The sequence below is a fragment of the uncultured Haliea sp. genome (genome assembly GCF_963973825.1).
In the GTDB taxonomy this organism is placed as follows: Bacteria; Pseudomonadota; Gammaproteobacteria; order Pseudomonadales; family Halieaceae; genus Haliea.
In genome coordinates this window covers 526,976-537,617 of the sequence record NZ_CAXBAE010000001.1, presented here as the reverse complement: position 1 = coordinate 537,617, position 10,642 = coordinate 526,976, and the positions used below count along the sequence as shown (strand labels likewise).

General features: G+C 61.9%; 8 protein-coding genes. 5 read left to right on the top strand and 3 right to left on the bottom strand.

The genetic code is table 11. The features are described from left to right. Positions 1-1,222: 1,222 nt before the first annotated feature. Positions 1,223-3,295, bottom strand: a complete 2,073-nt coding sequence (locus tag AACZ17_RS02510; protein WP_339637650.1) for a hypothetical protein — start codon at positions 3,293-3,295, stop codon at positions 1,223-1,225. Between the two features lie 165 nt (positions 3,296-3,460). On the opposite strand from AACZ17_RS02510, the gene AACZ17_RS02505 reads away from it, so the two are divergent. The 5 genes from AACZ17_RS02505 (at position 3,461) to AACZ17_RS02485 (ending at position 8,972) form a co-directional block, all read left to right on the top strand. Next, positions 3,461-3,988: a hypothetical protein gene (locus tag AACZ17_RS02505; protein ID WP_290744817.1), complete on the top strand. Its 528-nt coding sequence runs from the start codon at positions 3,461-3,463 to the stop codon at positions 3,986-3,988. After that, on the top strand, positions 3,985-4,470 hold the full coding sequence (locus AACZ17_RS02500) for a hypothetical protein (RefSeq protein ID WP_290744815.1): 486 nt from the start codon (positions 3,985-3,987) through the stop codon (positions 4,468-4,470). Before AACZ17_RS02505 ends, AACZ17_RS02500 begins: the two co-directional genes overlap by 4 nt. A 14-nt stretch (positions 4,471-4,484) precedes the next feature. Beyond that, entirely contained in the window at positions 4,485-5,516 is a 1,032-nt protein-coding gene (locus AACZ17_RS02495) for a hypothetical protein (RefSeq protein ID WP_290744814.1), read from the top strand. A gap of 49 nt (positions 5,517-5,565) precedes the next feature. Next, positions 5,566-6,132 carry an ECF-type sigma factor gene (locus AACZ17_RS02490; protein ID WP_339637657.1) on the top strand — a complete coding sequence of 189 codons (567 nt, stop codon included), beginning with the start codon at positions 5,566-5,568 and terminating at the stop codon, positions 6,130-6,132. A 104-nt stretch (positions 6,133-6,236) separates the two neighbouring features. After that, on the top strand, positions 6,237-8,972 hold the full coding sequence (locus tag AACZ17_RS02485; protein WP_290744812.1) for a serine/threonine-protein kinase: 2,736 nt from the start codon (positions 6,237-6,239) through the stop codon (positions 8,970-8,972). A gap of 25 nt (positions 8,973-8,997) precedes the next feature. On the opposite strand, the gene AACZ17_RS02480 is transcribed toward AACZ17_RS02485, so the two are convergent. Both AACZ17_RS02480 and AACZ17_RS02475 read right to left on the bottom strand, forming a co-directional pair. Next, on the bottom strand, positions 8,998-9,555 hold the full coding sequence (locus tag AACZ17_RS02480) for a hypothetical protein (RefSeq protein ID WP_290744810.1): 558 nt from the start codon (positions 9,553-9,555) through the stop codon (positions 8,998-9,000). Positions 9,556-9,632: 77 nt separating this feature from the next. Further along, complete coding sequence (locus AACZ17_RS02475; protein ID WP_290744808.1) at positions 9,633-10,616, bottom strand: NAD(P)-binding protein; 984 nt, start codon at positions 10,614-10,616, stop codon at positions 9,633-9,635. Positions 10,617-10,642: the final 26 nt, after the last annotated feature.

Here is a 10,642-nt window from a genome sequence, read left to right as displayed (position 1 = left end):
TACCACTTTGAGCTTTGTACGACTGAAGTCATGGGTTGTTCAGAGCATCCCTAAGTACTCAGCAAAGTGCGGGGGGATGGTTTCATGTTCGTTTTCCTGCACGTCCAGTGATTAGTATCGGCCAATGGACGACAACAGATCCAGAACTTGGTGGGCCACAAGCCTACGTGCGCAAAGATGTTTCCGGTCATGAAGCGGGTCACATGTGGCACAACCGTGTTAACCCGAATTACACAGCAATACGAGCCACGCCGACGGGAAAGGCATTTTCGGAGGCCGTCGCCGACACGGTTCGAGCATTTCAGACCAATGATTATGTACAGTATAACAGTGGTCCCACTAGACACCTTAATCCCTCTACCAGCTTAACGTGGGGTAGCGACAGAGTTGTCACCGAAAGCACTTTCTATAATGACTCTCGAATAATAAGCAATCTTTTTATTGACATTCGTGAAGACATGCTTCCGGCAAAAGCTGAGAGTCTGTTTGTATATATTGCATCCCAAGCTAATCAGGCATTGGTTGATGACGGCGGGTTTACTGTTGCCGACTTACGGAAAGCGTTCATCAATTGTGTGAACGGGCAATGCGGCTTAACGTCCTCACAGAGGAGCCAAGTTTGCTCCAGATGGACAGCTAACCAGTTCCCTGGTGCTATTTGTCCTCCTCCTCCCCCTCCAAAACCAGCGTGGATTTCGGCCGTTAATACAGGGAACTGTGGGTGGGGATATTCTCCAGCTCAGGGGTATTTTTATGGGTCAATGTACTATTTTAATTGGAGTGATGTCGTAGGCGAGACCTATTGGCAGTTCTGTAATAGTAGCGCCCCCTTTGGTCCCTACACCTGCACCCATACTTATGGCGCAAACAGGACAACCACCCTGCCGAATCAGTCGGTTGTTTTGGGGACATGGTATGCTGCAGTTCAAGCCTGTAACAGCGGTGGTTGTGGCGACCTCACGGGCACTGGATTCCATAGCACCCCTAACTGCTCATTCTAGGAATTCGACAGACGAATTCGGATCCTTTTATCGCGGTCCGATTCGTCTTGCCATCCATGCTAATCTGTATATCGCTGTCCTTGGGCGGGCTAATGGGTGCCGTGCCGGTGAACCGACAGTGCTAGTCGGTGGATTGGTCGGAGACGAGCCTACTTTATGGCATAAGTAATGTCAAAAATTTGCAACCGGCGGCGCAGCGCTGCACCGCCTGGGTAGGGCGCCTACGGCGTTACTGTGTGCCGCCAAAGCAGCTCGTAGGGGACAGGCAGCCCCATGTTCGACCCAGCCTCGATCAGTTCCGACCAGGTCTTCGAGCCGCGCATGACGGTAGCACTGGACCCTCCTGTACCCAGTGCCGGCAGGTGCACACCGGCATAGACCCGTGTTGCGAGATAGTCGTCACTGTTGGCCCCACTGGCACCCGCCGTGGCGCTGAAGAGGTTGTTCACCCGCACGCTGCGCATGGCGTTGAGCATCTGCTGCACCCGTTGCAGGTAGGCTTCCTGGGTTGCCTTGCTGCCGTCGCGGGTATCAATGGCTGCCGCGCCATTGACGTGGCTCCGAATGACCGTGTCCATTGCCTGTCCGAGACGTTCACCAAAGGCGCTTCGACTATTGTGGGAACTGCTGTCGGCCTCTGCGAGCGTGACTACGAGGCCGTAGAACTCGTAGGGCTGCACAGTGTTGAACGTGTAGGGAAAGCGTTGTCGGAACTGGTCGCTGTCCGGCGCATAGGGAACACCCCCTGTCGACATAAAGCCGGTGTTGCCCAGGGTCACCATCGGCGCAGAAAGGACAACCACGCCGGTACCGTAGCCCTGGGGTGCGAGGCTGCCGCGAAAACTCCAGACCACAAGGTACGGCTCATCGCCGTCGGTCTCCGTTACCGCCCAGCCCTCGATGCTGTCCAGGGACATCGCAACGTTTTGCAGTGGCGTCGGAGCCGGCGTATCGCTGGCTGCACTGCCTTCCTCGGCCGCCTCGCTGGCTTCGGTGTAGCCCGGCATGCTATCCCAGCTCCAGGGGACAGGGGGCGGCGCCGGCTCCGCCTCATCGGCCTGTATCGCCGGTAGTACCGTGGTCAGCGGGGCATCTGCCTGCACCAACGCGTAGGCACCCACATACAGAACCCCCGGCGCGACGGGCGCCTCCCCGGCGTCGCTCAGCCGCGGACCGCCCTGAAGGCCTACCAGGAAACGATGGGATAGATTGCCGTCGGCTCCCGTAACCTGGAGCCTCAGTGTCTTGGGCGCGGCGTCTTCGGTCAGTCGAAATGCGACAATGAAGCGATCACTTTTCCCCGGATCGATAGGCGTGCCGTATTTTTCCGCGCGCTCTGCGTGCAGCACGAGACGTGGCTCGTGCCATTCACCCCTGGTGTCGACAATGCGGGTTTCCCGGAAGCTGCCGCGGGAAAATTTCTGTGCGCGCTCAGCCCGGTTGCGTACAGTCATGCTGACCAGTGCCCAGCGCTCACTACCCTGGGCCGCTTTGCGCCCGACACGCGCCGGGTCATCGGTGACCTCGGAGCGGTCGATACGGATATCGAACGAGGGTCCTGGAAGGAACTGCCCTGGGCCCACTTCGATGTCTTCACGGACCACTTCGGGGTGTCCTTCCTGAAAGGCTGGCGGTAGTGGCTCAATCTGGCCGGAGAGTGGAAAACTGAGCTCACTGTTGCCTTGCCTCACCAGCAACTGGCTCATGCGCAGGCGTTTCGGCACAAGCACCGCGGTATACAGCAGTAGAGGCGAGTTCGGCCGCAACAGGGTTTCCTTGAGCTGGTGATCAGCCGCCGCTGCAGCGGCGGTGAAACGTGCGGTGCGAATCTCCATGGGTGCAGTGCGTTCATGCACCAGTCCCTGTTCGTCGATCACCAGGAATTCCAGCGTGCTGTCGCGGAACCGTATCTCCTCGGTGCCGGCATTCTCAACCGTGAAGAAGATCACCAGCATTTTTTCATCCGCGTTGGCGCCACCGCTCCTGGTCGCGACATGATCCGTCCAGCCCAGGGCGTATTGCGCCCGTGTCAGCGTGAATTGCAGTCGCTTGGTTCCATCGAGCGCGTAGGGTGTGTTGAACTGCAATGGCGTACTGGCCGCTGCGTCACCGGGCGCGGGGGCAGGGCTCGCCTGGGGCGCCTCGGGTTGGGCCACAAGGTCAGGTGCCAGTAGCAGGCACCATAGGCCGAAGAGGAAAAGCAGCGCACAGAGTCCACTTTGCCATTCGCCCGCAACGCGGCGTGGCCTGCGGATAGGGTCCGGATACGTGCCCGGGGCACAGGGTTTCGACATGGTTCTCCGCCTTCACGTGAGGTTTCTGTAGCTATAACGGATTGCGTGCAAATATTCCGCCAGCGGGATTTTTGCTGGCGGAAGTGTGCCGTGTATTGCGTTAGGCGACGTAAGCTGCAAAGAAAGCCCCGACGATCATGCTGCGTCAGCCGAGGGATACCCATCGTGAGAGTGATTAAACAGTCCAGCGCCGAGCTCGAGATGACCCATATGCCGATCGACTGGCTGGTAGGCCTTGGCGGCGTCGTGGCGATTCTGGGCATTACGTTTCTGCGCGCCCTGTTCGAGGGTGCCTTGAGCGGAATCATCATGAGCAGCCTGTTGCTGGCTGCTCTGGGATGGATCCTGATGACGCAGATTCTGCGCCAGGTCGTATTCCATGCCGATCGGCGTGCGGGCACGCTCCGCATTCGCTCCCGAGCGATGTTCGGGGATCAGGTGGCCGAATATCCGTTGCCCGCGCTGAAGCAGCTGGAGGTGGAAACGCAGCACAATCGACGGCACAGTCTGCCTGAGTATCGACTGCTCCTGGTGCTTGCGCAGGGTGACACGCTGTCCCGAGTACCGCTGGACCTGTTCCGTCCGGACCCGCTGGATCTGCTGTACGCCGTGAGCACCCTGAATAGCTGGCTTGATCCGTCTGAATCTGTGCCGGAGCAACCCGGCTCGGGTGTGGAGGGCGCGTTGACATGAAAGCCCTGGAGAACACCTCTGAAACGCTGGAGCTGGTGCTGGAACTGCCACGCATGTTTCTCTGGCTTATGCTGGGCCCGGTTGTCGGTATCGGCGGCCTCATCGCGTTCGCCGAGTTGTTGGGTGGCGAGTTCCTGCAGGGAATTGCCTGGGGGCTGACCCTCGCGCTGCTCGCCAGTATGGGCCACTTCTTTCTCACCCGCAGCACCCGGCTGCGACTTGAGGCAGGGCCGGGGCGGGTATTGATCCGCCGCGTCTCCAGTCTCGAAGTCAAAACCTTCGAGTTCCCGCTGCAGAGCCTTGACAGTGCAGAAGTGACTGATCGCTACCTGCGGTTGGTGTTCTCCATCACGAGCCCGGCCACGCGTGTGCCGCTGGTGGGGTGGGCAGTATCCGGGGGCGATGCAGGTTATCTGGCGGACACCATCAACGCGTGGCTGAAAATCTGGCGCGATGGCGAGATGAACAACAAGACGGCATGACCGGAGAGAACACGATGAGATACCTGCAACGTTCAAGCTTGAAAACCCCGATCTTTGCCGCGCTGCTGAGCAGCGCGCTCATGCTGACGGTGACGACGCTGGCCGTCACGCTGACCACCGCGCTGCCGGCGGTCGGCGTTCGAGCCGATACCGGCCTTGACGAACGCCAGTTGAAGGAACTGCGTCGCGATGCGCAGCGAGAACGCCGGGCGCTGCGCAAAGCGCGCAATCAGCAGCTCAACGACGCGGTGACGACCTTGCGTCTGGAAGTGGGCGATATGGCGTCGCATTACCAGGAGCGCGTCAGGGCGGTGGACACGGAGTTCGACCTGGAGCGCGTTCGGCTGGAAGCTGCGACAGAGAGCGAAGTGGCCGCCCTGGAAGCCGCGTTACAGAAGCGGCTGGCGGGCACGCTCACAGCGGTCTCAGAGGCGGAGCTACTCAACCGGTTGAGTGCCATGGAGGAGGCGACCGCAGCGCATCAGGATGCGGTGTTTGCTGCGCGCAAGAGCGGTGCCATGCGCGTGCATGAGGCGCAGCTGGCGGCGGAAGAGCGCAAGGATGCGCTGCTGTCCGAGCGCGATCAGCGGGTGCTCAACCGTGCGAAGGCGCTTGGGCTGATGCAGATGCCACAACCGATAATCGCGAGCCCCATCGGCGGTGAGCTGACGCGGACTGAACTGCAGTGGAATGAACGCGAACAGCGCGAGGTAGAGCGATTGCATGAGCGGCATCTGGGGCTGTTGGGCGACTATCTTCATGGCGCCAAGCTGCGAGCATGGGAACGCAGGAACCTGGATGAGGACTTTGCGCTGGAATGGCAGGAGCGCAGCGAACTGCAGGCCCTGGAGTCACAACAGCGCATGCTGAACCCCGGATTGCTGCAGGCCGGCGCCGCCGCTGACCCGGTGCGCCAGGAGGCCGTGCGGCAGATGACGGAGGCGGCCGAGCAGCAGCGCCAGATCAAAATTCGCTACGATCAGTTGCGCCGTGAGCGGGACATTCTGCGCAGAGAAGAAAAGCGACGCTTAACTACATCCGAGTAACGCCGTCGCTCCCGTGACGCGGTCACTTGTGGCGGCGTGACGAGCGGGTATAATCCTCGACACCGCGAGGGCGATCGGGGATGGCAATGCAGTGACAACACAAGCGTTGGTAGAAGGCCGGCTGGACGCGCTGTACAGCGGTCTGCGGCTGGCAGCGCACCGTCAGCTCCGGCGCTACCGTCCCGGTGCGACGCTGAATACCACCGCACTGGTGCATGAGGCCTGGATTCGTCTGAGCGCCGATGACGCACACGCCGCCTTGCCCAGAGATGAATTTCTGAAGCTGGCCTCCACCGCGATGCGTCAGCTTATCGTTGACTACGCCCGTCGTCGCGGCGCGGTGAAACGAGGCGGCGGTGCCGTGCCACTGGAGCTCGACCCGGATTCCCACGGCGATGGCCTGGCGACGTCCGTCGTTGACGTTATCGCAATCGATTCTGCAATGCGCGAGCTCGGCAAGCTGGATCCAGCCCTGGAGACACTCGCCGAGTGCCGCCTGTTCGCGGGGATGACCATGCAGGAAGCCGCCACGGTGTTGCAGCGCCCCATGCGCTCACTGGAGCGCGACTGGTCACGGGCCCGCGCCTACCTCATGGATGCATTGAATCCGGCCTGACTTCTACGGCTCTCCGAGCTCTCAGGCTACGGTGCGATGTTTGCTATCGCCCGCAACGATCTTGTTGAGCTAGGATAAGGCGTCACCACGTCAGGAGATCACGGATGTCACCGCGACATGCGATACCATCGCGCGCTGCCCTCACCGGGGAGTGGGTCCGTGCAGATGCTCTGTTTAGTGCATTGCTCGATCTGCCCGCAGCGGAGCGTGCCTCCCAGCTGGCTCGCTGCCGTGAAGATGACCCCGCATTGGCAGAAACGGTAGGCCGTCTGCTGGATGCGGAGGCGCGCTCCCATGCCCTGTTTGACAGAGCCCCCGCCTCGGTTGCCATGCTGGCAGCTGCAGCTTTGCGGGAGCCATCCGGCGACGATTCAAGCCCCGCGACCGTAAGCCACGTAGGCCCTTATAAACTTGTGCAATGCCTGGGCAAGGGCGGCACCGCCGTTGTCTGGAAGGGTGAGCGAGACGACGGCGAGTTCCAGCAAACGGTCGCTGTCAAGGTGCTCCGTCGCTGGCTGGACAGCGATGAATCTGTGGAACGATTTCGCGAAGAACGCAGGATTCTGGCATCCCTCGAGCATCCCAATCTGGCTCGGTTGCTGGACGGCGGCGTCACGGATGACGGCTGGCCCTATTTCATCATGGAATATGTCGATGGCACACCCATCACGGAATACTGTGACCGCAGACGGCTGGATGTCTCACAGAGACTGACTCTTCTGGAACAGGTCTTCCAGGTGGTGCAGTATGCCCACCAGAGGCTGGTGGTGCACCGGGATCTGAAGCCCAGCAACATCCTGGTGACCGACGCCGGACAGGTGAAGCTGCTCGACTTCGGCATTGCAAAAGTCCTGCAGTCCGACGCCGCTTCCACCCCGGGGAACGAGCTGACGGAGCCCGGTGGACGGCTGCTGACCCCGGCTTACGCGAGCCCCGAGCAGTTGCTGGGTGAGCGTGTTTCAACCGCCACTGACGTCTATGCGCTGGGTGTCTTGCTGTACAGGCTGCTCGCAGGGCGCTCACCCTACCGCGTGCGCGACGGCCAGCCCGCTCTGTTCCAGGATGCGATTCTGCACCAGGTGCCGCCCAGTTTGCCTGAGCGAGTTCTGGCCCGGGACGCAGATGACGAAGACCCCCGGCAACTCGCGGCAGCCAGGGCGAGCACTCCCGAGCGGCTGGCCCGCACGCTGCGGGGCGACCTTGATGCCATCTGCCAGGTGGCTTTGCGCAAGGAGCCGGAGCACCGCTACGCCTCGGTAGAACAGTTGAGCGTCGATATTCAACGCTACCGCGAGCGCCTGCCGGTGCTCGCCCGGGCCGGCAACCGGCGCTACAGAGCCGGTCGTTTCCTGCGCAGAAACGCGTTGGCGGTAGCCGCGTCTCTCGTCGTGCCGCTTGTCGTGCTGGCGGCATTGGCCGCGCATGTTGATCGACTTTCCACCGAGCGCGATCGCGCGGCTGCCGCTGCCTTGCTGGCAGAGCGGGAAGCCGCGAAGGCGCAGCAGATCAGCGGCTATCTGGTGGATCTGTTCCGCGCCGCGGATCCGGCTGAGTCGCGGGGTGGTGACGTGACTGCCATTCAGTTGGTTGATCGCGGCATCGAGCGGGCAGGGGCAATCCACGGCGATACTGCACTGCAGGCCACCATGCTCCATGTGCTGGGGCAGGTGAGCCGCAGCCTCGGCCGGTACCAGCAGTCGGATGAGCTTCTGTTGCAGGCACTGACGCTGCTCGAAAGGGAGGTGGACAACAGCCGCCTGATGCAGGCGGATGTGCTCGCGGAACTTGGCGAAGCCAACTTCCAGCTGGGTCGGCTGGAAGTTGCCGAGGGCTACCATCGTCGCGCCCTGGCGACGCTGCCAGAGGATGAGCTGGCGCGGCGCGCGCGAACACTCACCAATCTTGGCATTGTCCATATCGTCACCAGCCGCTATGCGGAAGCTCGAGATCTGCTGGTTGAGGCGCTGACCTTTCATCGCCGGGCTGCGATCGACAGCGCGCCTCATGCCACCACCCTGAATGCTCTGGGCACCCTGCTGTCGCGTGAAGCGCGCCACAGTGAGGCGATAGACATGCTGCAGCATGCCTACGCCATGCGCCGCAGCCTGTTTGGCGACACCCATCCACAGACCTCTGTCGCCAGAGGAAACCTGGGTATCGCCCTGCTGGAGTCAGGTGATCCCGCGGCAGCAGCGGATCACCTGCAGCAGGCCCTGGCGGTGGATGAGCAAGTGCTGGGCCCGCGTCACCCAAGCCTCGCCGTATTGTTGAATCAACTGGCCTCAGCCCGAAGGGAGCTGGGCGATCCGCAGGGTGCCATCGCGTATCTGGTTCGCGCGGTGGAAATCCTGCGGGAAAACCATGAGGAACATAGCCCGGCTATTGCGGCGGCCGTCAGTGGCCTTGGCACCGCATACCTTAAGCTTGGCGAGTTTGACGAGGCGGCTACCTACCTCGCACAGGCTGTGGCCATCGATGAGCGTGTACTGGGCCCCCAGAGTCGGGAGTTGGCGATTGATCTGGTCAACCTCGCGGCCGCTCGCAATGGCCAGACACGGTACGACGAGGCCGAAGCGCTTTTGCTACGTTCACTGGGCATTTTCCGCACGCTGCTGGGTGAGCGACATGAATTGGCAGGTGATACCCTGCGGCGGCTCGCGGCGGTGTACTGGCATCGGGGAGACATACCCCGTGCCATTGAGTTCGGCGCGGAGGGCGTTGCCATACTGGCGGAGGTTCACGGCGACGGGCACGCAGACGTTGTAGCCATGCACCGGTGGACAACTGCGCTGGCTGCAGGAGAGAGGGCTCTGCCGCCACCGGTTACCATGCTGCTCTGAGAGGACAACCGTTCCCCGGGACCCGTCAGCAGCTATCTGAGGTCAATGCCGACCCCCGTGACGCGGTTTTGCTACCCGTCATTGCTACGGCTACCAGGAAAAGACCGCTGGTCGCGCCGGCTTCACGCACTGAATTTTCCGCAGCGCTCGCCGCAAAGGCGCTGATACTGTCTCCGGGGTAGTACATGTCACCGGGCAGATACATGTCACCCGGCAGGCACTGAGGTAGAAAGTCGCGGCCCGGTAGATACATGTCGCCGGGCAGATAGACGTCACCCGGTGCCGCTTTGAAGGGCTGCGAGAGGAAGGTGTCGACGGCCCGGTTTTTTTCTACGCGCACGGCGCACAGTGCGACGGCCTGAGTATCCTCGGTGCCCGCTATCCGAATGCGCACCTGTTTCAGCAGCGCCCTCTGGAGTGCCTTGCCGCTGAGCCCTTGCAGTGATTCCGCGCGCTCGACCACCAGACGCAGCTGTGTGCCGCTCTTGCTCTTTGATGCGCTGTGCCCGGAGGTGCTCGTGAGTGCGCCTCCGACCAGAGTCGCGAGACCCATGACCACCTGACGCCGTTGATAGATCTTCATTGTGGAGCTCCGCTGGTTGCCAGTACTGACCCCATAACGCAGATCGAAGGCGTTTTCCGCCACTGTCCACGCCATCCTCAGGACAGTGCACAGACCTGCATGGTGTCGCGCCAGGTGGCGTTCCACCATCGCTGGCGTGCCCGGTGGACTAGTTGGTTCCGAATTTGCCTACAGCTCCGCCCTTCGGCGAGGCCCTGCTCCAACAGCACGACATGTTCGGTGAGTTGCTCAAAGCCCTGGCCCAGGTAGGGCTGCGTGGTCAGCAGGCAGTCTCCCACCGGCAGCCAGTTCGCCGGCAGGTCGGTCACGTGCTCTAGTGCCAGTCGCGTGGCCGGGCGGCCGCGAAAAATCACGGTGCGCCCCGGCGCGCGGGACCTGTGGCAAGCCGCCCACGGCCGTGGGTCGGCAAAGCCCCTCAGAACACGCAGGGCAGTCGCCAGATCCTCGGGTGGTCGCTCCTCGACGGGCGCCTGCAACGTGAGTAACCCCCTCCCGTTGCCGGTGTGCTGCAATAACGCGCCGTAACCTGAATCGTTGTCGCGCACAGCGATGATCTGCCTGGTTTCCTCGCTCAGGTTCGTCAGCTTCAGGGTAGCGTAGTCGCCGGAGGCAGGCCCGGAGTCCAGGGGCAGCGCAGTGTTGCATTGGCGCGCCACGCTCCCGGCGGTTGCGCGTGCGGCGCCGCTGGCGTCTATCAGCAGATCATATTTCTTGATCTGCCCCGCAGCATGCACCAGCACCTTGTTACCCCTGAAGCTGACAGATTTAATGCGGGCGGTGTGAACGCTGTCGATATGCTGGAGGCTCAGTGTCCACAGCAACTGGTCAAATGTTGTCCGACAGAGTTGCGGGTTGGTATGGGCCGACAGCTGTGGCAGCCACCGTGTCATGAGCGCCAGTGTAGCGGGCTGCAAGAGGTGCACATGGCCACTCTGCGGGCGTGTCCGCAGGCCCGATCCCGGCGATGGATCGGCGAGGTCGGTCTCGAAGCCGCTTCGCTTGAGCTGCACTGCCGCAAGCATCCCGGCGGGTCCCGCTCCGATGACGAGTGCCTTCGGCATCCGTTGCGTGCTCCCTGAAAAACGAT